Annotated in this window: 19 protein-coding genes; 7 read left to right on the top strand and 12 right to left on the bottom strand. The window is 45.2% G+C overall.

What is annotated here, in order from left to right; all coding sequences use genetic code 11:
• Positions 1-39 precede the first annotated feature (39 nt).
• Together SPUTW3181_RS19615 and sodC are read right to left on the bottom strand one after the other, a co-directional pair.
• Positions 40-1,569 carry a YifB family Mg chelatase-like AAA ATPase gene (locus tag SPUTW3181_RS19615; RefSeq protein WP_011791013.1) on the bottom strand — a complete coding sequence of 510 codons (1,530 nt, stop codon included), beginning with the start codon at positions 1,567-1,569 and terminating at the stop codon, positions 40-42.
• Between the two features lie 159 nt (positions 1,570-1,728).
• A complete protein-coding gene (gene sodC, locus SPUTW3181_RS19610) occupies positions 1,729-2,250 on the bottom strand; it encodes a superoxide dismutase family protein (RefSeq protein WP_011791012.1) in 522 nt (173 codons plus the stop codon).
• A gap of 263 nt (positions 2,251-2,513) precedes the next feature.
• Between sodC and SPUTW3181_RS19605 the strand changes: the two genes are divergently transcribed.
• Positions 2,514-3,635 (top strand): DUF1963 domain-containing protein, encoded by a 1,122-nt coding sequence (locus SPUTW3181_RS19605; protein WP_011791011.1) that lies wholly within the window; start codon positions 2,514-2,516, stop codon positions 3,633-3,635.
• A 361-nt stretch (positions 3,636-3,996) separates the two neighbouring features.
• Here SPUTW3181_RS19605 and SPUTW3181_RS19600 read toward each other — a convergent pair whose 3' ends face one another.
• The 7 genes from SPUTW3181_RS19600 to gmk all read right to left on the bottom strand — a co-directional run bounded on the left by SPUTW3181_RS19600 (position 3,997) and on the right by gmk (position 13,308).
• Positions 3,997-6,411: a TonB-dependent receptor domain-containing protein gene (locus tag SPUTW3181_RS19600; protein WP_011791010.1), complete on the bottom strand. Its 2,415-nt coding sequence runs from the start codon at positions 6,409-6,411 to the stop codon at positions 3,997-3,999.
• A gap of 341 nt (positions 6,412-6,752) precedes the next feature.
• Positions 6,753-7,703 carry a calcium/sodium antiporter gene (locus SPUTW3181_RS19595; protein ID WP_011791009.1) on the bottom strand — a complete coding sequence of 317 codons (951 nt, stop codon included), beginning with the start codon at positions 7,701-7,703 and terminating at the stop codon, positions 6,753-6,755.
• A gap of 180 nt (positions 7,704-7,883) precedes the next feature.
• Complete coding sequence (locus SPUTW3181_RS19590) at positions 7,884-9,548, bottom strand: AMP-binding protein (RefSeq protein ID WP_011791008.1); 1,665 nt, start codon at positions 9,546-9,548, stop codon at positions 7,884-7,886.
• 239 nt (positions 9,549-9,787) lie between these two features.
• Positions 9,788-10,171, bottom strand: a complete 384-nt coding sequence (locus SPUTW3181_RS19585) for a RidA family protein (protein WP_011791007.1) — start codon at positions 10,169-10,171, stop codon at positions 9,788-9,790.
• A gap of 25 nt (positions 10,172-10,196) precedes the next feature.
• A complete protein-coding gene (gene spoT, locus SPUTW3181_RS19580; protein ID WP_011791006.1) occupies positions 10,197-12,302 on the bottom strand; it encodes a bifunctional GTP diphosphokinase/guanosine-3',5'-bis pyrophosphate 3'-pyrophosphohydrolase in 2,106 nt (701 codons plus the stop codon).
• A gap of 45 nt (positions 12,303-12,347) precedes the next feature.
• A complete protein-coding gene (gene rpoZ / locus SPUTW3181_RS19575; protein ID WP_007651394.1) occupies positions 12,348-12,626 on the bottom strand; it encodes a DNA-directed RNA polymerase subunit omega in 279 nt (92 codons plus the stop codon).
• Positions 12,627-12,684: 58 nt separating this feature from the next.
• On the bottom strand, positions 12,685-13,308 hold the full coding sequence (gene gmk, locus SPUTW3181_RS19570) for a guanylate kinase (RefSeq protein WP_011791005.1): 624 nt from the start codon (positions 13,306-13,308) through the stop codon (positions 12,685-12,687).
• A 253-nt stretch (positions 13,309-13,561) separates the two neighbouring features.
• On the opposite strand from gmk, the gene SPUTW3181_RS19565 reads away from it, so the two are divergent.
• The 3 genes from SPUTW3181_RS19565 to SPUTW3181_RS19555 all read left to right on the top strand — a co-directional run bounded on the left by SPUTW3181_RS19565 (position 13,562) and on the right by SPUTW3181_RS19555 (position 17,255).
• Complete coding sequence (locus SPUTW3181_RS19565) at positions 13,562-15,091, top strand: hypothetical protein (protein WP_011791004.1); 1,530 nt, start codon at positions 13,562-13,564, stop codon at positions 15,089-15,091.
• Between the two features lie 201 nt (positions 15,092-15,292).
• Positions 15,293-16,165: a nucleotidyltransferase family protein gene (locus tag SPUTW3181_RS19560; protein ID WP_011791003.1), complete on the top strand. Its 873-nt coding sequence runs from the start codon at positions 15,293-15,295 to the stop codon at positions 16,163-16,165.
• Positions 16,158-17,255, top strand: a complete 1,098-nt coding sequence (locus SPUTW3181_RS19555; RefSeq protein ID WP_011791002.1) for a phosphotransferase enzyme family protein — start codon at positions 16,158-16,160, stop codon at positions 17,253-17,255. Before SPUTW3181_RS19560 ends, SPUTW3181_RS19555 begins: the two co-directional genes overlap by 8 nt.
• A 17-nt stretch (positions 17,256-17,272) precedes the next feature.
• On the opposite strand, the gene SPUTW3181_RS19550 is transcribed toward SPUTW3181_RS19555, so the two are convergent.
• Positions 17,273-18,076, bottom strand: a complete 804-nt coding sequence (locus tag SPUTW3181_RS19550; protein WP_011791001.1) for a sulfotransferase family protein — start codon at positions 18,074-18,076, stop codon at positions 17,273-17,275.
• Between the two features lie 312 nt (positions 18,077-18,388).
• Here SPUTW3181_RS19550 and SPUTW3181_RS19545 point away from each other — a divergent pair, with 312 nt between their 5' ends.
• The 3 genes from SPUTW3181_RS19545 to SPUTW3181_RS19535 all read left to right on the top strand — a co-directional run bounded on the left by SPUTW3181_RS19545 (position 18,389) and on the right by SPUTW3181_RS19535 (position 21,846).
• A complete protein-coding gene (locus SPUTW3181_RS19545) occupies positions 18,389-19,504 on the top strand; it encodes a Fic family protein (RefSeq protein ID WP_011791000.1) in 1,116 nt (371 codons plus the stop codon).
• Between the two features lie 159 nt (positions 19,505-19,663).
• A complete protein-coding gene (locus SPUTW3181_RS19540; RefSeq protein ID WP_011790999.1) occupies positions 19,664-19,891 on the top strand; it encodes a helix-turn-helix domain-containing protein in 228 nt (75 codons plus the stop codon).
• Positions 19,888-21,846 (top strand): DUF2075 domain-containing protein, encoded by a 1,959-nt coding sequence (locus SPUTW3181_RS19535; protein WP_227498125.1) that lies wholly within the window; start codon positions 19,888-19,890, stop codon positions 21,844-21,846. The genes SPUTW3181_RS19540 and SPUTW3181_RS19535 overlap by 4 nt, the downstream gene beginning before the upstream one ends.
• Positions 21,847-21,881: 35 nt before the next feature.
• On the opposite strand, the gene SPUTW3181_RS19530 is transcribed toward SPUTW3181_RS19535, so the two are convergent.
• Together SPUTW3181_RS19530 and SPUTW3181_RS19525 are read right to left on the bottom strand one after the other, a co-directional pair.
• Positions 21,882-22,358: a PD-(D/E)XK nuclease superfamily protein gene (locus tag SPUTW3181_RS19530; protein ID WP_011790997.1), complete on the bottom strand. Its 477-nt coding sequence runs from the start codon at positions 22,356-22,358 to the stop codon at positions 21,882-21,884.
• Between the two features lie 103 nt (positions 22,359-22,461).
• Positions 22,462-23,358: a LysR family transcriptional regulator gene (locus SPUTW3181_RS19525; protein ID WP_011790996.1), complete on the bottom strand. Its 897-nt coding sequence runs from the start codon at positions 23,356-23,358 to the stop codon at positions 22,462-22,464.
• Positions 23,359-23,490: the final 132 nt, after the last annotated feature.

The following is a 23,490-nucleotide window of genomic DNA, read 5'->3' as shown; positions in this document are numbered from 1 at the left end:
AGCCAGTGCTGGTCGGTGCATTTGTTAACATTTATTCGTTCAATATTGCTGAGATAAACGCGCAAGCAGCCTATCCATAGCGCGATATCCTAATGCTTGAGCCAAGTGACGTCTTTCAGTATTGGGTGACTGCTCTAGATCGGCAATCGTGCGGGCGACTCGTTGAATACGATGAAAGCTACGCACAGAAAGTCCAAGTTTGACGACGCTCTGCTCTAAAAAGATAAGGTCTGCATTAGTTAGACCACTGAAAAGTTTAAGCTGTTTACCCGTAAGTTCACTGTTGAGCACTCCTGAGCGAGCCAGTTGAATATCCCTTGCGCGCCTAACTCGTTTCGCGACATCTTGGCTAGTTTCGCTCGGCGCCATGGCTTGGGTGAGTGTGCCTGCGGGTAGTTTTGGCACTTCAATCGTGAGATCAAATCTATCGAGAAATGGGCCCGACAATCTTGCAAGATACCGCTGTACTTGATCTGGAGTGGCGCGGTTATTTGCATCAATATCACCGCTAGGGCTAGGATTCATGGCGGCGATTAATTGAAAACGGCTTAAAAACGTGAGTTTAGCGGCGGCGCGGGAAATGACTACTTCGCCTGTTTCCATAGGCTCACGTAGGCAGTCGAGCACTTTACGTGGAAATTCAGCTACTTCATCTAAAAATAAGACGCCACGGTGTGCGAGGGAGATTTCACCGGGTTTTGGAATACTTCCGCCACCCACGAGGGATATTGATGAACTTGTGTGGTGTGGCGCTCTAAAGGGGCGTTTTAAAAAATCTTGTGGCTTGATGTCGAGTCCTGCAACGGAGTGAATAGCGGCAACTTCTAATGCTTCTTCATAACTTAAGGCAGGGAGTAGCGCCATCATGCGGCTGGCCAGCATGGTTTTTCCAGTTCCGGGCGGGCCCAGCATCAAAAGGTTATGATTACCTGCCGCCGCAATTTCCAGTGCTTGTTTGGCTTGATATTGTCCTATCACATCGCTTAAGCATTGGCTTGAATCATAGGATTGTTCTTCGCTTACCCATTCAAGATGAGTATCAAGTTCCGGTAGTGGTGCTTGACCTTGTAAAAATGCCGCGAGACTTTGTAAGTGCGATCCAAAAAATACCTTTTGATAGCCAACTAACTCGGCATCGTGACGATTTTCCAATGGCAAAATTAAAGTATTGTCTTGGCGTTTTGCTGCAATAATTGCAGGTAGCAGCCCTTGGCAATAACGAATCTGTCCAGAAAGCGCCAGTTCACCCACAAATTCTAAATTTTTTAAACTGTTAGCTGGGATTTGTTCGGATGCCGCGAGTATGCCCACAGCGATAGGTAAATCGTAGCGCCCCCCTTGTTTCGGCAAATCTGCCGGCGCGAGATTGACAGTAATTCTGCGCATTGGGAATTCAAAACCTGCGTTGATCAGTGCGCTACGTACTCGTTCACGGGCTTCCTTTACCGAGGCTTCAGGTAATCCCACTAGATTAAATGCAGGTAACCCATTACTAAGATGTACTTCAACCGTGACTTTTGGGGCTTCAACCCCGCAACTGGCTCGAGTGTTAACGCAGGCAATTGCCATAAACAAATCCTTTTGTTGATCTTTTTACGCAGAATTTGAGTGTAGCAGTAAATGGTAAGATGGCTTGTTATCAGTTCTGTGTACAGAGGCCATTAAGCGATTACATGTTTTAGCACTAGGCCAAAAACCAACACATTATGGTTTTTGGCCCATGAATACTTACTTGATAACACCACAAGCCATACGTGCACCACCGCCGCCAAGAGGTGCTGGATGATCAGAATGATTATCTCCACCAACATGGACCATCAAAGATTTACCTTTAACATCATTGACCTTCAGGCGAGGAGCTAGTACTGCAGTTGTGGCCTTGCCATGTTCATCGACGTATAAAGGCGGTAAATCGCCCTTATGATTATCGGTTGACCATGGCGTTCCATGTTTACCCGTATTGTCTGGATCATAATGTCCACCCGCACCTCCGCCTAAGACTGTTTTTCCATCCTTAGTTACTGGCTCGCAATTGCCAGTTTGATGTACATGAAAACCATGTACACCTGGCGTTAAAGATGACAGGTTTGGGGTGAGAACAAGACCAAATTCGGAGTCATTTAGGCTAATAGTGCCAATTGGAGTATTACCCTCTGCATTCAACAACTCCATGGTTACTTGGGACTCTTGTGAAAACGCGGTACCACTCAGTAACAAGATTGAGAGCGAGGCTAAGTGTAATTTGTTCATTTTATCGTGCTCCTTTTAATAAAATTAGCCTTAACCATACAGAATGGCTGCTTATTTTTCAACCAAGTCGGTGTTGATTGGGTTAGTGTGCTGCAGCAATTAGCGGAAGGAGTTTCCTATCGTCTTAGTTTTTGTTCGTCTTATCAGCAAAACGCTACTCCAGCTTTGCAGAACCTATGACAGCCTTGCAATTTATTATATTTGATGATGGCAAATAGTTGATAGAAATGATAAAAAGCAAACATTGGAGTCGTGAGGTAAATATGGATATGTTGTTAGCAGAAAATTCCCCCATTCGTCGGCAGTTGTTAGAGCAAAAGCTGGCGCAGTTTAAAGACCCGCATCTTGCCCATACGCTCTCGGCGTTTATTCGCAGTAGTGTCGATCTCTATCCCTGTGCAATCGAACACTATGCCAAGTTAGGTAACAGCCGGCTGGGTGGATTACCGGATTTGCCTGTCGGCATGGATTATCCGGTGACTTTGGTTGGACGGGAGGAGATGCTGGATGCTTACGCTGAGGAATTCGACCATACTCGCGAATATATCGAGGAGCATTGGCGGGAAGATTGGGCTGAAGAGAATTACCATTGGGACGAGGCTGCGCAAGCCTTTCACGTTCCCATGCAATTTATCGCGCAGCTTAATTGTAGTGAACTGAAAGCGTTACAACCCTACTTGCCCAGAGAGGGCCGATTGTTGTTCTTTTTGGAGCGTTGGCGTTTCTCGGAAATGCTTCGCGGTCACGTCTATTATGTCGCTGAGGATCAGCAACTTTACTCTGGAAAATGTATTGCCGATCTTAAGTTCGACGATTCTGTATGTGGAAACTATGAGTATGAGACAGCTTATCAACTCCACGGGATTGCCAGCATTAAGATGATTGCCCCTGACATGATTAATAGTGACAACCCGCATTTATTAAAGTTAGCCAAGGCACGTTTACAAGCGCTACCTGAACAGCAGCAAGCTATGGTGCTACAAACCCTTGAGGTTGTGGATGACGAATTGGCATCTGAGTGGCAAGATCAGCTCAAGGGCTATGAGCTGATGCAAATGAATATGCAGGGGTTAATCCCTGGTCAGATTCTCACTCAATCGCAATGGGCTAATACCGACTGGCAGTCATCCAACTTGCAGGCATTGCTGGTCCCCGAGCAGCCGCTGCCGTATTACAATGGTATCGCCAGCATTAATGGCCATGGCGATAGTCGCTATAAAGCACCCGAACTCCGCGCCGCAGCTGAATTAGGCGGTAATGCCGAAGATTATCTAGTACTGTTCAAAGTCGTCTACAGTGAGCATTCTATGCAATTGAATTTTATTATCCACCGAGACGATCTCGCGTTGGGTCAATTTGAGCGCATTTACTGCATATATGATTAGGGCGTGTTGACGTTTCAGGGTTATTTTTGCAGCGAGTTGGCTGGCTTTTATGCAAGGTAAAGCCCGTGCGGTGTAGTTATTCTACATAAACGGGCGATAACGCAGCAAAAACGCCAGCCAAACGCTGCCCGAAGGGTTCGTCTGGAAAGCTCTTGCTCTTTGTCACTCGTCATTTGAGTAGAATAACTACACGTCACTCCTCGTTTCGCGATCACAAGCTTGCCAGAGCGAACAAAATTTAATCTCGAAACGTCAACACGCCCTATGAGTTCGCAATAAAAAAAGAGTTACCCTCTTATTAAGCGTAACTCTTTTTTGTTCATTCACTTATGATTGAATAATGGCTAATTCAACGATTCAATTAGAAGCGTACATTCATACTAACCCAGAGATTACGGGCTTTATCTTTGTTGTTATAGTCATCAACGTAGGATGCTGTGTACCCGTTTTGGCCATTGTCGTCAGAAACACAAGTTGCGCTAGTATCGCTACATTCGGTAAAGACAATATCGTATGTTGTAAAATCTTTATCAAACAAGTTGTTGATTCGCATATTAAAGGTGACAAACTCACTTGCTTGATAAGAACCGCCGAGGTGGAATACGTTGTAGCCTTTGTAATAGAGTGGGGCATCATTAATCGTATCCCAAGAACGATAGCGTTTGGCGCGATATTCTGAGGTCAAAAATACATTAACTGAATCGGTTATCTCCCATTTTAAGGTCGCGTTTGCCATATGCTTAGCGCTGTTGCCAAGTGGCCGACCTTGCTCTGCTCCGCTTTTTTGCTCGCTATCAGTGTAGGTATAGTTAGCATTAAAGGTTAAGGCATCAAGGATTTCCCAACGCCCGGCTAGCTCTGCCCCTTGAATAGTCACCTTGTCAATATTCACTGTCTTGGTGCTAACCGCATAGCCCAAATCAGCATATTCACCCGCATCGGAACATTCGATACTTGTACCTGTACCACAAGGTTGTGAAGCAATCTTATCGTCAAAATCGTTTTTAAAGACGGTTACGTTGAAGTTATGACCATCAGGATGTGACCAGTATAAAGCCACTTCACTAGAGACACTGGTTTCCGCTTCCAGATCTGGGTTACCAAACTGTGGTGAGGTTCCTTGGCCACCAAAACCAACGACACCATCATATAATTGCGTGGTTTTAGGTGTTTTAAAGCCAGTGCTCACTCCACCTTTTACCGTCCACTCATTATTAATGGTGTAAACGCCATACAGACGTGGACTGAGTTGGTTGCCAAATATTTCATGGTCATCATGGCGTAAACCTGCTGTAACAGATAAATCAGAGGTCATGCTCCAGGTATCTTCAGCAAAAACAGACCACATATTGTGTTCTTGTACTGCGCCTGGCGTACCTTCTTCCATACCAAATACACCGTCTTTTAATTCTCCTCGTATCACCTGCGCACCTGTTACCGCGACATGATTGCCAGCAGCTTCAAATGGAATGTCGAGTTTCATATCCAGTGTATATTGGTTGCTTGCCATTTCACGTTTAGGTCTAGGCAGGAAGGTCGATGAGACAATTGCTTTACGCTCTGCTTCTGTCATACCTGTGTAGGCCCCTTTACCATCAATCATTTGCAGTAACAATGTCCGTTCAGCAGTGGTAAATGGGAGTGTACGGCCATGGTTTTGCGTGTCGACATATGACAGTGAAACGAAACTTGTTCCAAAATCCCAAGCTCCTTCGTGGGTTAATGCCCAAGCATCACGGGTAAATTTTTGAGTTTCGCTATAACCAACTCTTGGATTAGAACGTCTTGCCCATTCTCCACCACTGGCAAGGCAGGCGGCCTCACGGGAACCTACACCACCTTTACAGAAATTACTTGCTACCCAAAGGCTTTCTAGATTATCAACTGTGCCAAGAGGATACTCGCGTACACCGTCCGCATTGATTAATGGCGTGTTGTCGTATTCCTGTGAGGATGAATCTAAGTCAAACCAAATTTTATGATGTTCATTGGGTGTCCAACTTAGGCTCCCACCGAGCATATGGTTTTCATTATCAACGGTTTTACCTCCGCCTCCAAAACCGAGTGAGCGGGTACGCACTTCTCCATTCGGATAATTGACGGGAGCATACTCAGGTGTTGACCCCATACGATCATAAATACTGCCATGGACAGAGAGTCCAAGGACGCCTTTAATGAGCGGCCCCATTACGCTGAAATCGGTAGTGATATCTTCGCCATAGGCATCATTTGTTTGATTAGTGCGACTGTGAGTGACCGAGCCTGACCATTCGTCCCCCACTTTTTTCGTGATGATATTCACCACGCCCCCTAGCGCATCGGCACCGTATAGTGTTGATGCAGGTCCACGAATAACTTCAATTCGGTCAATTGCATCAAGTGGTGGCACATGGCCAAATTGGTTGCCGCCAAAACTGTTTGGATAAATATCACCATGGTTGTTCTGACGCTTACCATCGACGAGGATCAGGGTATAGTCAGATCCCATACCGCGTAGGCTGATGGTTCCTTGTCCTGTTTTATCACGGGTTTCACCAATATCAACCCCTTCCAAGTCACGTACTGCATCTAGGAGAGTGGTATAAGGTTTTATCATCAAATCTTCTTGGGTGATAACAGAAATACTGGCTGGTGCATCAACTAATTTCTGTTCATATCCAGAGGCGGTAACAACGATAACTTCCATTTTTCTGTCTGGGGCCTCTTCAGCTTGGACGAAATTACCAGCAAAAACAGCGGTAATGGCAGCGGCCAAGCAAGTTTGACGAAATAACATAAACCTCTCCTGTTTAGTAAACTTAATTTACAAATGTAACTTACAAATAATTTTGCGAATGATAATGATTAACATTAGCAAGATCAATCAAAAGTTGAATTCCACAGAAATAACATTTATGTTTTTTGAAATTGCTCCTGATCTACTGGGAAATATCGCTAGAGATGAACGGCTGACTACAAAGGGATACAGTTAGCGCAGATGGCTAACCTACACAGGTTAAGAATGAGTATTAGAATGTATTACGAAGAGATAAATACGTTAGGTAACAAGCTAATATAAAGTACAGATAGTAAAACACCGGAGTGGCTCCGGTGTTTTTAGTTAACACAATTTATGGCTTAGACTAAAGATTGCATACTTGCTTGGTTTACTAAGTAACCCATATAACCTAGATAGCTCAGCAACAAAACTGCGCCTTCTCTACGGCCGATGCGTAAACCTGTCCAAGCGAAGGGCAGTATTACTACGGCTAAAGCTAACATTACGGTAAAGTCGAAGGATTGAAAACCCAGAGCCGATACTGGGTGAACTATGGCGGTGACACCTAAAATACCTAAGATATTAAAAAGGTTAGAGCCTACGACATTACCGATAGCAATATCACTTTCACCTTTTAGTGCTGCTAAAACAGAGGTAACTAATTCCGGCATACTGGTGCCAATAGCGACAATCGTTAAGCCGATAATCACTTCACTCACGCCGAAGGTTTTAGCCAGATCAACAGCGCCATTCACAAATAAAATTCCACCACCGACTAACATACTGATGCCCACTAAAATAAATAAAATTGATAACAGTGGGTTTTTAGGGCCTTCTTCAATGGCCTCGGCATCGGCATCCTTAGTGTTTTTTGAACTGATGTAACTAAACACTAAATAGCCTACCAACAGTGAAAGTAGCACTACACCGTCAATGAGGCTGAGTTCACCGTCTAGTAATAATCCCCAAAACAACATAGAGGCTAAGATCATCAGGGGAATATCCCGTTTTACAATTTGGGATTGTACTTGGATGGGGCGGATCAGCGCGGTGATCGCTAAAATCAAACCAATGTTGGCAATGTTTGATCCTATGACATTACCTAGGGCTATGCCGCTGTTACCTGCTAATGCGGATTTAACACTGACCGCTAACTCTGGCGCACTTGTACCAAAAGCAACGATAGTTAAGCCAATAATTAACGGCGTAATACCTAAACGCAGGGCAATTGAACTTGCACCGCGAACTAGGGCTTCTGCGCCTAAGGTTAAAATAATAAAACCACCAATAATTGAAAGTGCAATGAGCATTTTTAGACTCTGTTTGATCTTGATTAAGTGAATTAATTGAGGTGTGGACACCTTAACCGACAGCCATACATGATACGTGGTTTTAACACTGTTTGACAGAATATGTCATAAAAAAGCACGCTCCATCGCGTGCTTTGATTTAGTGATAAAAAAAGTTTTCTATATCACTGTTTTGGAAAGTTATTTAATAGAAATCTCATCTTCCCAACATATTTTAGCGCCTCTAATGCCATCGACTCGTTCGCTAAAGGCTTTTTCAAGCACATGACGTTTGATTTTGAGGGTAGGGGTGAGTACATCATTCTCAATTGTCCAAGGATCACTGACCACGATAATTGCATCGACATGTTCATGGGACTCTAAGTGTGGGTTAACACTGTCGAGTGTTGCTTTCAGTGAGGCTCTCACTTCTTCACGGGCTTGTAGGCTTGCCCCTTCTGATAGTTGTACCAGTGCGACAGGATGTGGCAAACCAGAGCCAATAACGCAAATCAGTTCTACATAGGGATCCTGAGCTAATTTACGTTCAATAGGAACTGGCGCGACATATTTACCTTTGGCGGTTTTAAAATTGTCTTTAACACGACCAGTAATAGTCACGCAGCCATCGGCATCGATGGCACATAAATCGCCAGTATGGAAAAAACCATCGGCATCGAAGGCTGCCGCAGTCGCTTCGGGTTGTAAATAATAGGCGGTCATTAAACCGGGGCTTTTGATCAGTAACTCGCCATCGTCCCCTTGGCGTATTAAGCAATCCTGTATTGGACGTCCAACAGTACCAATTTTACGGGCATCAAAGGGATAGTTGATAATCGAATAGGCGCAGTTTTCCGTCATTCCCCAAGCCTCACAAATATTGAGGCCAATATTGTGATACCAGTGGATCAATGATGGTGGAATAGGCGCAGATCCTGAGCCGAGCAGGCGACAATGGTTTAAACCTAATCCCTTGTGAATTTTGTATTTTACAAAACTGCTAAGTAGCGGAATTTTAAGTAATAGATTGAGTTTGCTTAGGCCAATTTTATCGATGATATTTTTCTGGAATAAGCTCCATAAACGAGGTACGGAGAAAAAGACTGTAGGTTTAGCCCGTTGCACATCGGCGACAAAGGAGTCGAGGCTTTCGACAAAGGCAACGGAGCTACCCGAATAAAAGGATGAGCCTTCAATCGCAACGCGTTCAGTGATATGGGCTAATGGCAGATAGGATAAGAGTCTATCATCACCATCGGTGCGTAAGTCACGTACAACGGCTTTACAGGTCCAGCCGTAGCTAGCAAAGGTCTGAATGGCACCTTTAGGCTGCCCTGTCGAACCTGAGGTGTAGATCAATGTCATCACTTGATCTAGCTTAGGTAGGGGAGCTTCAATTAAAGGATGACCTAGATTTAGCAATTGTTCCCATTGATATTGGGCGGGCATAGTGTCGTAGGGCATTGCTAGGCGTAATAATTCTCCGCCAACCCCAGCTTCTTGATCGGCCCAATGATCGAGCTTACCGACAAAAATGGCTTTAGCTCCACTGTGTTGTAGTACATAACGTATGGTATCAGGGTTGGCGGTCGGGTAAATTGGCACGCTGATATAGCCGCCGTGCATCAAGGCGAGATCGGTGATAAACCACTCTGCACAGTTTTTAGATAAGACGGCAATTTTATCGCCAGACTCAAATCCTAAGTGACGTAGCGCACCCGCTAATTGCTGCACTTTCTCTTGCACTTCACCCCATGTAAAATCAAGGTATTGTCCCTTGATTGGTTGGCGCAAATAGACTTCATCCCCACGAGCTTTAGCCCAGTGTGCCAGCATTTCGATTGGTGTCTTAATCGCAGTATCCATAGGCAATTCCCTGTTCTTTATTGTTATTTTTACCCCATCACTTTAAGTATCAGTATGGCGAGTTTTGTGATGCTGCGCAAATAGTTTACAAGATTGCAAATTTTTTAAATGTAGGATGAAATCTATAAGTGAAGTATGAAATAAAGATGAAGTTAGGGAGAGGTCGGAGCTGATGATGTGGGTCAAAAGAGCAACAAAAAAGCGCCGTAGCGCTTTTGTTTAGTAAGACAGGCTCGGGCTTACAGCTCCATCACGCCGTCCATTTCAACCTGTGAATCCTTAGGCAGCTGCTTTACACCAATTGCGGCGCGAGCAGGATAAGGTTGGCTGAAGTAGCGACTCATGATTTCATTCACTTTAGCGAAGTGGCTTAAATCAGTCAGGAAGATATTGAGCTTAACGATATCGTTAATTGACCCACCTGCTGCGTTGCAGACGGCCGTTAAGTTTTCAAATACTTGTACAACCTGGGCCTCAAAATCATCACTGACAATTTGCATTGTGCTTGGCACGAGTGGGATCTGGCCTGATAAATACACTGTACTACCGACTTTAACGGCCTGCGAATAGGTGCCGATGGCCGCAGGGGCATTGTCGGTCGCTATAATGATTTTTTCTGCCATGACGTTCTCTCTAATATTGAATGAATTAACGATTACGGGATGTACGTAACACTTCAGGAAGTACTCGGATACGGCGCATCACGTTGGCTAAATGGATCCTGTCCTTCACCGAAATACGCAGGTTAATCAGATACACGCGGCCATCACGTTCTTCAGTGCTGAGGTTATGAATGTTAGAACCTTCGGCGGCAATGATCGAGGTGATTTTTGCCAGTGCGCCTTGGTGATTGACGATCTCAACCCGCAGATTTGCTTGATATTCAACGCCTTCAACATTATCCCATTGTACAGGAATGTATTTATCAGGTTCACCTTGGTAACCGCGAATATTGGCGCAGTTTTCCATATGCACCACTAAGCCTTTACCTGGACTCACGTGGGCAATAACGGCATCGCCAGGAATGGGGCGACAGCAGTTTGCAAAGGTCACTAGCATACCTTCGGCGCCACGGATTGGCATCAAGTGCGCATCGCGGCTCTCTTGATTTTCAAGGTTATCGCCAATTAGACGTTGGGCGATAACGATGCTCATCGCATTACCAAGACCGATATCGGCGAGTAAGGCGTTAAGGTTCGCATGCTTAGTATCACGCACCACTTTTTCAATTTGCTCTGGTGGAATACTGTCGAGCTTAGTTTTGCCCAGCGCATGGTTTAGCAAACGGCGACCCAGTGCGATCGCATCGTCACCTTTAAGGCTTTTAAGCACTTGGCGAATTTTGGCACGGGCTTTACCTGTAACTACAAAGTTAAGCCAAGCCGCATTCGGACGAGCACCTTTAGCCGTAATAATTTCAACGGTTTGACCTGAAATTAATGGCTGACTGAGCGGGTAAGCTTGGCGATTCACGCGGGCTCCTACGCAAGTATTACCGACATCAGTGTGCACTTCGTAGGCAAAATCGACCGCGGTGGCATTGACGGGTAATTCCAAAATGCGACCTTCGGGGGTGAACACATAAATCTCTTCGGGGAAGAGTTCTGTTTTCACGTTCTCAACGAATTCGAATGAGGTACTGGCACTTTGTTGTAATTCCAACAAACTTTGCATCCACTTGCGGGCGCGTACTTGGGTGGTTGTACCTTGACCTGCTTCAGCACCGCCTTTGTAGGCCCAGTGTGCAGCGACCCCTTTGTCGGCCATTTGATCCATATCTTCGGTACGAATTTGGATCTCAACGGGGACGCCGTGTGGGCCAAACAAGGAGGTATGGAGTGACTGATAACCGTTGGCTTTAGGGATAGCGATATAATCTTTGAAACGACCGGGACGAGGCTTGTAAAGGCCATGCATAGCGCCGAGTACGCGGTAGCAAGTATCGATGGAATCGACTATCACCCTGAAGGCGTAGATATCCATGACTTCTTGGAATTGCAGCTCTTTACTCTGCATCTTGTTATAGATGGAATAAAGATTTTTTTCTCGACCTTTCACTTTGCCCGGAATACCTGCATCGTTTAAGCGGGTATATACAGCGGCTTCAATGCCTTGAATTAATTCTTTGCGATTGCCACGGGCGGCTTTAACCACTTCTTTAAGCACCCGATATCGCATTGGATAATAAGCTTGAAAACCTAAGTCTTCTAACTCGGTTTTGATATTGTGGATACCAAGACGATTGGCGATGGGCGCGTAGATTTCTAAGGTTTCGCGGGCGATACGGCGACGTTTGTCTGGACGTAGTGCGCCTAAGGTACGCATATTGTGGGTGCGATCGGCAAGCTTGATGAGGATAACGCGGATATCCTGCGTCATCGCCATCATCATTTTACGAAAGTTTTCGGCTTGCGCTTCTTTCTTATCGCGAAATTTAAGCTTATCGAGTTTTGACACACCTTCGACCAGCTCTGCCACAGACTCACCAAAGCGCTCTGCCAAGTCTTCTTTGGTGACATGCGTATCTTCGATAGTGTCGTGGAGCAGAGCCGCCATCAGCGTCTCGTGGTCGAGACGCATTTCGGCAAGGATGCGAGCAACCGCAACCGGGTGAGTAATATAAGGTTCGCCGCTAGTGCGCATTTGCCCTTCATGGGCATCACGCGCAATCTGGTACGCCTGCTTGAGTAATTCTACCTGTTCAGGTTCTAAGTAACCGGAAGCAGACTCCTTTAGACCTTCAAACAGATACAAGTGGCAGCTCTCCTTTTACCTACACAGGTGTTTACGCAATAATGCTTATAATGAACGGCCTTCAGCAATGGCTGCAACCGCTGCAATTTCAGCAGCTTCACGTTCACGCACCGTTTGACGCTCATCAGCATCTAGGGTGTGAGCGTTAACTAAGCCTAATTCGATTTCACGCAGGGCGATAACCGTTGGCTTATCGTTCATCTCTTCAACCATAGGGTCTTTACCCTGCACGGCGATTTGGCGAGCACGACGCGCCGCAACCAGGATCATATCAAAACGGTTGCCGATTTGTTCTACGGCGTCTTCTACAGTTACGCGAGCCATGTGTTGAAACTCCAGTTTATCTAGGGAAAAAATGACGCAAAATTGTACACTATGACAGCTATCCTGCCAACAGATCGTGAAGCATATCATTTTGTGCGTGGATCTGACTAGCACCTGTTAAGCGTTGGCTGCGAATGATGGCACGCAGATCGGCCAGTGCTGTATCAAAATCATCATTGATGATAATAAAATCATATTCTTTATAGTGGGACATTTCCGATACGGCTTGTGCCATTCGGCTGGCAATCACTTCCTGACTGTCTTGTCCTCGACCAGTCAGGCGTCGCTCTAGTTCAGCTTTCGAGGGCGGTAAAATAAATACCCCTACGGCTTCAGGCATAACCGCTTTAACCTGCTCGGCACCTTGCCAGTCGATATCGAGGAACACATCGATACCTTGGGTGAGCGTATGTTCGATCACATGGCGTGATGTACCATAGTAATTACCGAATACTTCAGCCCATTCGAAAAAGGCATTTTCAGCTATTAATGTTTTAAATTGTTCAACATTAACGAAGTGGTAGTGTTGGCCATCAACTTCACCTGGGCGCGGCGCGCGGGTAGTATGTGATACTGAAACCTGCATATCGGCAGGTTTGTCTTTTAACAATGCCGAAATTAGCGAGGATTTACCCGCACCACTTGGCGCTGACACAATAAATAAATTTCCGCGTGCGGTCATGAGCTAAATATCCAGTTGGTAAACGCAAGAAGGGCCCAGAAAGCCGTGCATTATACCGATTTTGACCACATAAAGGCTAGGGGCTGTTTGCCTTGAATTTAAGCCTATTTTAGTTTTATAAGGATATTATGGGCATTTTTATCCGACTAGAGTCTTAAGCACTGACAACAGCAACTAAATTCGGTACGCTCATGTTCAGATAATAGTGATAGTCGTGTTTGCGCTTGAATTATTCAACAATAAAGGAAGGGCCGTGCTGTTAAAATCTCTTTTTTGCCTTCGCGGGCGTGATTCTCGTCCCCGTTTTGTCGCTATTAGTGTATGCGTGTATACGTGTATTTCACTTGCTGCCGCAGTGTTTGGGCCTCACTTTTTAATGTATTTATTTGCGCTGGTAGGCTTACCTTTACTCGCGTTTGCGAGTTTGCGCCGTGTAGCCGATGCGAATAAACCTAAAGTATTGGCAGGCTTGTTGCTCTTACCATTACCCGTTTATCTCGCGTTATTGATTGTGGGTGCTCCGCCTTTTATTGCCATATTGGGTTTAGTGCTGGCGGGGGGCGCGACCTTTTGGGGTGGAAACTTAGCGTCCCCAACAATAGTGGATTATCGATTTGGCTACTATGGCCCAGCAATGGATGCGCCTATATCACAGGCTATGCCACGTCGTCGTGTTGAGCCTATGTTAACGCCTAAACCAGATATTGCACCGCCCGTTTTCGCGAGTACAAACCCACTCGACACCGATGTGCCTCACCATTCGCCCAATGCCGCTTCAACTCTGCAAGCAAGTCGGGGCAATGTACATTCAGAGCCTGTTATTACACCAAAAATTCCCGATATCGATTTAGATGTGCTTCGTCAAGATGAACTGCGTTTTGATGCATTAACTCGGATGACGCAAAATCCTGCTGATTTTGTCATGCAGGATGTGATGATGGATAAAAAATCAGATTTTCGGTCTGCCGATTCTAGCCGTGTCGAACAGGCCAATATCGCGTTTTCCGAGGTCGATATTGAGCGGGGTGATCTACAGCATACGAATTCTAATGCGGCATCTGTCTATACAAGGGATCAGAATGATGAGCCTGTATGGCGTTTTGACGCGGAAGATGAACACGAGGGTTTTAACAGTATTGAATATGCTGAAGAGGTGCGTCGCCGCCGTGCTGAGGATAAAGAATCAGGCTCTATGACGGAATTATTCCGTGGCGTGCTCGAGTTTATTTCACCTTATCGTCGCTACTTGGTGTTGCCTAAAATTCCGATGCCAGACCGTCGTTATTGGCGTCCTATGGGTATTGGTTGTGGGGCGATTTTATTCGTTGTACTGGTTTGGGGCTTGTGGCCCACTGGCGGCGATGAGCTAGATAGTGATACGCCGGTTGCCAATAATAATGGTAGCGCAGCCTTGGCTGCTGAGCGGATTATGCTTGATTTACCCGATGGTTTTTCAGTCGCTTTAGAAGCTGATGTGTTGATATTGCGCTGGTTAGGTGAAAAAGGTGCTGCTCAAAATATCTGGTCATTAGCAACGGCTAAGGGAGATAGAAGCTGCGGTGCTTTAGTTTTTAATAATGGAACAGAATATCGGCCAGTGACTGTTGATTTGAAAGCAGACTCAGCGACAGAGGCACGTTTTTCGCCCTTGGATACGGCGGCTATTATTGTTGATCTCGCTCGTCGCGGTAATATTGGTCTATGTGGATATAAGTTTAGCCTAAAGGGCAGCCAAGCTGTCTTGGAACAAAACCGCACATTTGGGCAGTATTTAGCCCGTTAATGACATCGTAGGGCATGTTGACGTGTTGAAGTTATGTTTTTGTTCGCTGCAAAAATAACCCTGAAACCTCAACATGCCCTAGCCACAATCAGAGGGGTAGATTACACTTTTGCTCTTCTTTTTCTCTAACGCCATTTTAAGTCTATTAGCGTATTGCGCCGTGGTTTAGAGAGATCCCTTTAATACGAATAGAAATCCAACATGAATACAGCATTGACCTTAGTCATTATGGCGGCTGGGTTAGGTAGTCGTTTCGGCGGAGACAAACAATTGGCAGCCCTAGGGCCAGCAGGTGAGCCGATGTTGGTTCTGTCGATTATGTCTGCCATTCGAAGTGGATTTAATCGCGCGGTCTTAGTGATCCGTCCTGAGTTAGCGCTTGAATTAACTGAGATATTGACGCGGTTTTTACCTGCCAATTTCGAGTATCATTTTTGCTATCAAGCTTTAACAGACCTGCCAGAAGAGGCGCTGCTAACGGATACAAGTCATCGGCTTAAACCTTGGGGGACAGCGCATGCGCTTTGGTGCGCCCGTCATTTAGTTAAAGGGCCAATGGCGGTCATCAATGCCGATGATTTTTATGGCGACAGCGCATTTGCTGCATTAGCGAAAGGCCTAAGCGTAAAACCTACGCAATGGATGATGGTGGCTTACCCCATAGCACTCACGTTGTCGGAACATGGCGGTGTTAACCGTGGTCTATGTCAAGTTGAGCGTGGGCAGCTTAAGTCCGTTGTCGAATGGCTGAATATCAAGGCTTGTGAAGGGGTATTGATGGGGGATGGGCCACAGGGATTGACGGTATTACCTGACCAGCCCTTAGTTTCAATGACATGTTGGGGCTTTTCTCCCAGCATTTTTGATGTTATTAAGCATGAATTAAGTCAATTTATTACGCTGGAAGGCCAGCAACCTAAGTCTGAATGTTATCTACCAGCCGTGGTACAAGCTGGGATTGAGCAAGGTGTTGCTGTTTGTGTTGATATTGCCTCAGAGCCTTGGCTCGGTGTCACCTATCCGCAGGATACTGTCTGGGTAAAGCAAAAATTAGTGGAGTTACTGAGTGATTAAACTCATCAGGCAGTTTGTATTGCCTCATTTTGGCATTGATGCAACGGAAGCAAAAATCTCAGCTTTGGGTAATGGGCATATTAACGAAACCCTATTAGTGCGTTGGCCGACAGGTGAGCTAGTGCTGCAGCGCATTAATACACAAGTATTTAAAACGCCACAGGCTTTAGTGAGTAATGCGGATAAAATCAGCCATCATTTATGCGCTAAGGCATTGCAACAACAGTATGGCTTAAAAGTCGTGAGTCCTTGCTTGACCAAAGAAGGTGAATTAGCACTCGATTTAGGTGAGCAAGGATTCTGGCGTGCAATTAGTTATTTGCCCCATAGCCATAGCATTGAAGTTGTTAAATCGGAAAAAGAAGCGGAAATGGCCGCCAAGGCCTTTGGACATTTTGCCTCGGCGTTAAGTGATTTTGATGCGACTCAGCTTGAAGATGTAATCCCTCAATTTCACCATTTGCCAGGACGTATGGCCTTGCTAAAACAAGCGGTTGAACTCGATAGCCAACATCGCCTAGCATTCTGCCGCCATTGGGTCGATTATGCTTTGTCCCAACAGGCCTTATTGGATGAATTAGCTGAAATATCCCCAAAACTACCGCTACGAATTTGCCATAACGACACAAAAATCAACAATATGCTATTTGATAAACGCGATATGTCCAGTATGGCAATTATCGACTTAGACACCTGCATGAAGGGTCATCTAATGTATGACTTTGGCGATATGGTGCGCACCTTCTGCTCGCCAGAGGCAGAGGATTCCACCGCCCTTGAAAATGTTAAAGTGCGCCAGTCGATCTTCGCCGCGATTTGTCGTGGGTATTTAAGTGAACTTGGCAATGTGTTGACCGAAGTTGAAAAACGCAGTCTATGGTTGGGTGCCAGAGTGATTTGTTTGATGATAGGTGTTCGTTTTTTAACGGATTATCTTAACGGTGATGTGTATTTCCATATCCATCGTGAAGGCCATAATCTCGATCGCGCTGCCAACCAGTTTACCTTATATCAAAGTCTACTCGACCAAGATGTGGCACTTAAAGCGTGTTTTGAGCTTAATCCCTTATCTGCAGTTGAGCATTCCTAGACTCTAGCTGCAAAAATCTAGACCTTGTAATCAAAGTATTTACGCTTTTCAGGCCCCGCTGTATTAGCACTGATCTTATTGGGATGTTTATATTCATCCCAACTGGCCACATTGCGGCCGACATTGAGCTTAGGAAAACTCAGATTGTGATTTTCGGCGTTGGTTAATTCCATAAACCCTAATAACTGGCCGAGGGCACCTTGCTGGCTGACATCGATACTTAGCAAGTCCTGTCTGCTCGCAAAGTAGTTAAACACCTCTGTTTTATGGTGTTGATAACAATCGATAAGATGTTGTTCATCCTGCGGGTTTTCGACTACACCTACGCCAAAGGTATGGCGAAAACTGCGCTTCATTATTGGGTGGAAACGTCCGATTTTTGCATCCAAATGTGGCAGCATTCGACTGAGTAACATCTGCATTGACGGCACCCAAGAATCTAACTCGCGGTCAAGATAGACAAACTTGGCTTTGGGGAATAACTCATCTAACTGCTTGAAATCACTAAAACAAGGTGCATCGGAAATCGCATCTGCCTGCATAAAGGCTTCTTTGGTAAAAGCCATATGCGCCACTTTAAGCCCTTGCTCCAATAGCGCCACGCTTACGCTCGTTGTCCCAGTTCTAGGCAAGCCGATAAAAATAACCTTCTGTTTTTGCTTGGCAATTACCGACTCATGCTTAATTGCATTCGGCTCGATTCTACTTTGCCTGATTTCATTTGGTTTAGTTGAATCGCACTGTGGCTGAGTAGGCTTGTCATCATAGCTACTGCCATGCGCCTGAGTATGAGAGGCGGCTATGTTTGCGTTATCAGGCATGTAATGGGCTCAGCATATTCTAGTTAGCGTGGTTGTCGCGATTAATGTGCAAAATTGGTTTTAATATGAGTGTTTATCAACGCCAGCAGTATATCGCAGCCCACAGGTTTTAGCAGTGCAAAGCTGTTGTCTGTGTGTCTGCATTGACCTGTAGGAGCATATCAACAGCACAAATTCTTTTACTCTATAAGCATTTGGGCTAGGTGAGGCGATTACTTTCATTATTTGCCTCATCATGTGAGGCGAATAGGTTTGTTAATCGACTCATTTTGTGAGTAGAATGGACTTATTATTCGACTCATGGGGTAAGATATGTGGATTTGGCAGCAAGCCGATTGGCCTAAATTTCATTGGAAGACCAGCAGCATTGATGCCTTGCTGCGTCAGGTTTATTTCAATCAGGGCCAACTGCTTGGCAAGCAAATGCTAAGTCACGACGACAGCCTGTTAACTTCAGATGCTGCACTCGACACCTTACTCGCTAACATTATCCATTCCAGTGCCATCGAAGGTGAAAAGCTCAATGCGGCCTCGGTGCGCTCATCCTTGGCTAAAAAACTCGGCGTGTCCGAAGACAAACCGTATCCGACCACGGCACAAACCGATGGTTTGGCAGACATTATGCTCGATGCCTTAAAAAATTTAGATACAGAGTTAACCCTTGAGCGGATATTAGATTGGCATAAACAGTTATTTCCCCAGGGTTATACGCTGTTTAACCCCGTTATTGGTGGAGCGCTACGTGGCGATACGCCTATGCAAGTTGTCTCAGGCCGGATTGATAAACCAAGGGTGCATTTTGAGGCCCCCTCTCGATCCACTTTGGACGCTGAACTATCGCAGTTTATTGAATGGTTTAATGCTTCACGGCAAGAGCCGGGCTTAGATCCGCTTATCCGTGCGGCGATAACTCACCTTTGGTTTGTGACTCTGCATCCGCTTGATGACGGTAATGGGCGCATTACGCGTTTATTGACCGATTTGGCTTTGGCGCAAGCGGAAAAACGCTCAATTCGTTTTTACGCTATGTCGGTCAGTATTCTTGCTCGTCGCCAAGCTTACTATGACATTTTAGAGTCTACCCAAAGGGGCCGTGTCGATATTACTCCTTGGTTAGTATGGTTTTTTGAAACCCTCAATGATTGCTTACTCAATGCGATGGCAGATGTGAACAAGACTCTGCGGAAAACGCAGTATTGGCAAAATGTCGATCAATCCTTATTGAGTCAGGAGCAAGCCAAAATACTCAATCGGATGTTAGACGGCGATTTTGAACTAGGGATTAATAGTAGCCAATATCAAAAGGTCGCTAAGGTGAGTCGCGCCACCGCCACCCGTCATTTTGCGCAAATGGTCGAGCAAGGCTTTTTAGTAAAAGCCGACGCCGGCGGCCGAAGTACGAGGTACTTATTGCCGAGTGGGAAGTAGATGGATTCAACGGCAATAATCATTTTACATTTGTGAGTGATTACCGTGTGCAATGTTATGTCCAAACCTTTAAGTGCTAAGTATTGAGTGTGACTCATAGTCCGTAGACGTATTGTCGACAAGTAAAGATCATCATGAAAACTCTTCAAAGGATTATTCATGGAAGATCATTTGCTTACCTCATTTGGTGTTCATCTTAAACGCTTGCGACTCGAGAGGTCTTTTTCGCAGGAGCAGCTCGCATTAAAAGCTGACATGGATAGAACCTATGTGAGTGGCATTGAGCGTGGGCAACGCAACGTCAGTTTGATCAATATCTTTAAGCTCGCCAAGGCCTTAGATATCCCTGCGAAACAACTTTTAGATTTTACCGTTGAGGGTTCATGATGACTCAACGAGCATTTTATTCGGCGAGTTTTACAGATTTTTTATCGGCGGAGACCGATGCGATTACCGGGCAGATATTAGGTTCCCATACTCAGCATTTACTGCATTCACAAACCCGTGCTTGGTTGATTGAAATTGAAGCTCTCAAGCGTTCCTTGGCCGAGAGTGTTGATCGTGAAGGATATATTTTCATTGAGTTTATGATCCCTCGAATGGGACGACGTGCCGATGTTGTGATGATATTTAAAGGGATTATTTTTGTTGTAGAGTTTAAAGTGGGCGCAAAAGTATTTACCGCTGCAGATATGAGACAAACTCATGGATATGCCTTAGATTTAAAGAATTTTCATCGTGGTAGTCATGATAAATATCTGGTTCCGCTACTTGTTGCTACAAAAGCTACTAGCCAACTGAAAGATCCGGTATTCGCAGGGGATAATGTTGCTTCGACCTTGTGTATTTCACCCCGTGAATTATTTTCAAGCATGCGTCAAATCGCTGAACAGTTGAATCAAGCTCCTTTTGATCCAATGTTGTGGGCTGATTCTGGTTATTTGCCGACGCCCACCATTATCGAAGCGGCACAAGCTCTGTATGCGTCGCACAATGTCGAAGATATTGCTCGTAGTGAAGCGGACACTCAAAATCTTGGGCAAACGAGTAGACAACTTATTTACCTCATTCATGAAGCTCGCGAGAAGCACAAAAAAGTCATTTGTTTTGTTACTGGTGTACCTGGTGCAGGTAAGACGTTAATCGGGCTAAATATTGCAAGTACTCACGCAAATAAGGAAGAGAACGAGTATTCGGTTTTCCTCAGTGGTAATGGCCCCTTGGTGGCGGTATTACAGGAAGCCTTAGCTAGGGATAGATCTTCTCGGTCTGGAGAGTCTATCAGTGCAACAAGGAAGGAGACAGAGTCCTTTATTCAAAATATTCATCGCTTTAGGGATGAATATCTGCATGGTGGCGTGCCGCCTGAAAAAGTGGCCATATTTGATGAGGCTCAACGAGCGTGGGATAAAGAGCAGGCAAGTGATTTTATGCGTCGTAAGCGAGGTGTTGTCAACTTCAATAAATCAGAGCCTGAGTTTCTCATCGAGGTGATGGATCGTCATGAAGACTGGGCGTTTATTATTGCGCTAGTCGGTGGTGGACAGGAGATTAATAAAGGTGAGGCAGGGCTAGCTGGTTGGTTGGATGCGCTTAAGGCCAAGTTCTTAGATTGGGATGTCTATTTTTCCACAGCTTTATTGTCAGGTGAGTATGTCTCGTTAGGGGTAGATCTGAATGCGGTTTCAAGGGCGAATGTCTTACCTAACTTACATCTTGCCACATCCATGCGATCTTTCCGTGCTGAAAAGTTGTCCAGTTTTATTCATTACTTGGTTGCTGGGCAATGCGGGCTTGCAGTTAGCATTTATAAAGATCTAGAGCATGCCTACCCAATCAAAGTCACTCGCGATTTAGCTAAGGCTAAAGCTTGGGTTAAGCAGCACAGAAGAGCCAATGAGTCGATGGGGCTGCTTGCTTCTTCTAACGGCATTAGGCTTAAAGCTGAAGGGATTTTCGTTAAGAATGAGATAGATCCTGCTAAGTGGTTTTTAAGTGGAGTTGAAGATATTCGTTCTGCCGAGTTTTTAGAGGATGTAGCCACTGAGTTTGATGTACAAGGACTAGAGCTAGACTGGTGTGTTGTGGCTTGGGATGCAGATTATCGTTTTAATGCTCAAGCATTTGAACATTGGCAGTTTGTTGGAACCAAATGGCAAAAGCGAAGTCAGTTAGTTCGGCAAAAATACCTTGAAAATGCGTATCGCGTATTGTTGACAAGGGCTCGTCAGGGCATGGTGATATTCGTGCCTATAGGCGATAAATCAGATGAGACTCGAGATCCCAAGTTTTATGATCACACTTATAAGTACTTGATAGATTGTGGGGTTGAGGTGATTTAGCAAAAGCAAGGGTCGGAATTGTTCGACCCTTTTGGTTATTTTGAAACGAAAAAACTAATAAACTCATCAAGGTCGCCAAAGACCTTGATTTGTTTGTCTTGAATATTACTCGCAGCCGTTTTTACCCAGTCAAAAGCTTTCTGTTTATAGCCTTTTCCTCCGAGTAAAATGATTAAATTTTTTTCTGGTGCGAGGCGAAGAGACTCCAGAAAAAAAGGAAATTTTTGATCGACAGAGCCGCTTTGCTCTTGCTTGTGAGCTTCAATTCGGACTGCGCCGAGTGCCTGATGTTGCACTAAGAAGGCTGCCTTTCGAATTCCACCATACATATCTGTATAAGGTGCACCTTTAAGGAACTCGTTTTGAGACGGAACACCTTGTGATTCACGAAAGCCTAGAGCCACAAGAGATTGTTCTACTTGATCACAGAACTTCTGATTGGATAACATGCTCGCTTCATATTTACTTGAGTCGACTTCAGGTAGTTCTTCAAAAAGTGATTCTTGGTTCATTCTCCATCCTTGGTTATTAAATAGTCCTTTAATGTAGCATTGAGAGTGGCTGATTTTCAATCAGTTAGAGCCACTACACAAAATTGTTCTATTACGTTAAAATTTACCCTAACTTGCTACTCGTCAAGTTCTCCATCAAAAACGCTATCAATACGCTCACCTTTGTCGGCAAATATTTCCGCTGCGGATAAACCGCATAAATACCGTGTTCTGGTAGCGGATAGTCAGTGAGTAATGCCTGTAAACGTCCGGTTTGTAGATCTGGCTCTACAATAAATCGCGGTAGGTTGGCGATACCTAAGCCATCGAGACAGGCTTGATGGATGGCGTCACTATTGTTGACCTGATAGTTGCCTTTGGGCTGAACGCGTTGCACGCCATTGGGACTTTGGAAGCTCCATTCCACACCATCTTGAAAATAAGAGTAAAACAAGCAGTTGTGCTGTGTTAATGCCGCAGGTGTGCTGGGTAAGCCATGTTGTGCGAGGTAATCTTTGGCGGCGCAAATGACGCTTAAACAAGGTGCGAGTTTACGGGCGATAAGGCTTGAGTCTGGTAATTCGCCGATACGAATGGCTAAATCAAAGCCGCCAGTAATTAAGTCAGTGGTCTTGTCATCCATGTGCATTTGTAGCTGGATATCAGGGTATCGTCTTAAAAATTCAGCTATTAATGGCGCAATATACACGCGACCAAACACCATAGGCACCGAAATTCGTAGATGACCTTGGGGTGCTTGTTGCAATTCGGATATCGCATCCAATCCTTCTTGGGCGAGCTGAACGGCGGGGCAAACATAGTTGTAATAGCGAGCGCCCGCTTCGGTAAGACTTAAGCTGCGAGTAGTACGGTGTAGGAGTTGAAGACCCAGACTTTGTTCTAATAGGGTAATACGTTTACTCACTGCCGATTTACTCAACCCAAGCTTTTGCCCTGCAGCGGAAAAACTACCGCATTCCACTACAGTGACAAAAATAGGTAATGCCGAAAAGTGCTCCATGGTGTCCTTAGATTATCTCGCCCCCAGCCATTATTGTTGATAATACCTCAACAGTCAGTTTTTATTATCGTGGTTATCATTGCCCTTGATGCAAGGTAGACTAATGCACTTGCTGATTGCGGGTGTTGACTG

Origin of the sequence: Shewanella sp. W3-18-1 (assembly GCF_000015185.1) — a bacterium.
GTDB classification, from domain to species: Bacteria; Pseudomonadota; Gammaproteobacteria; order Enterobacterales; family Shewanellaceae; genus Shewanella; species Shewanella putrefaciens.
Note: the sequence above shows the minus strand (reverse complement) of the source record. Positions and strands in the feature narration are given on the sequence as shown.

Coding starts and splice junctions, on each gene's coding strand:
- sodC (WP_011791012.1), bottom strand. CDS start 2,250: ATGAACAAATTACACTTAGCCTCGCTCTCAATCTTGTTACTGAGTGGT.
- rpoZ (WP_007651394.1), bottom strand. CDS start 12,626: ATGGCTCGCGTAACTGTAGAAGACGCCGTAGAACAAATCGGCAACCGT.
- gmk (WP_011791005.1), bottom strand. CDS start 13,308: ATGACCGCACGCGGAAATTTATTTATTGTGTCAGCGCCAAGTGGTGCG.
- SPUTW3181_RS19595 (WP_011791009.1), bottom strand. CDS start 7,703: ATGCTCATTGCACTTTCAATTATTGGTGGTTTTATTATTTTAACCTTA.
- SPUTW3181_RS19535 (WP_227498125.1), top strand. CDS start 19,888: ATGATGACTCAACGAGCATTTTATTCGGCGAGTTTTACAGATTTTTTA.
- SPUTW3181_RS19590 (WP_011791008.1), bottom strand. CDS start 9,548: ATGGATACTGCGATTAAGACACCAATCGAAATGCTGGCACACTGGGCT.
- SPUTW3181_RS19545 (WP_011791000.1), top strand. CDS start 18,389: ATGTGGATTTGGCAGCAAGCCGATTGGCCTAAATTTCATTGGAAGACC.
- SPUTW3181_RS19525 (WP_011790996.1), bottom strand. CDS start 23,358: ATGGAGCACTTTTCGGCATTACCTATTTTTGTCACTGTAGTGGAATGC.
- SPUTW3181_RS19605 (WP_011791011.1), top strand. CDS start 2,514: ATGGATATGTTGTTAGCAGAAAATTCCCCCATTCGTCGGCAGTTGTTA.
- SPUTW3181_RS19540 (WP_011790999.1), top strand. CDS start 19,664: ATGGAAGATCATTTGCTTACCTCATTTGGTGTTCATCTTAAACGCTTG.
- SPUTW3181_RS19550 (WP_011791001.1), bottom strand. CDS start 18,076: ATGCCTGATAACGCAAACATAGCCGCCTCTCATACTCAGGCGCATGGC.
- SPUTW3181_RS19615 (WP_011791013.1), bottom strand. CDS start 1,569: ATGGCAATTGCCTGCGTTAACACTCGAGCCAGTTGCGGGGTTGAAGCC.
- SPUTW3181_RS19585 (WP_011791007.1), bottom strand. CDS start 10,171: ATGGCAGAAAAAATCATTATAGCGACCGACAATGCCCCTGCGGCCATC.
- SPUTW3181_RS19600 (WP_011791010.1), bottom strand. CDS start 6,411: ATGTTATTTCGTCAAACTTGCTTGGCCGCTGCCATTACCGCTGTTTTT.
- SPUTW3181_RS19530 (WP_011790997.1), bottom strand. CDS start 22,358: ATGAACCAAGAATCACTTTTTGAAGAACTACCTGAAGTCGACTCAAGT.
- SPUTW3181_RS19560 (WP_011791003.1), top strand. CDS start 15,293: ATGAATACAGCATTGACCTTAGTCATTATGGCGGCTGGGTTAGGTAGT.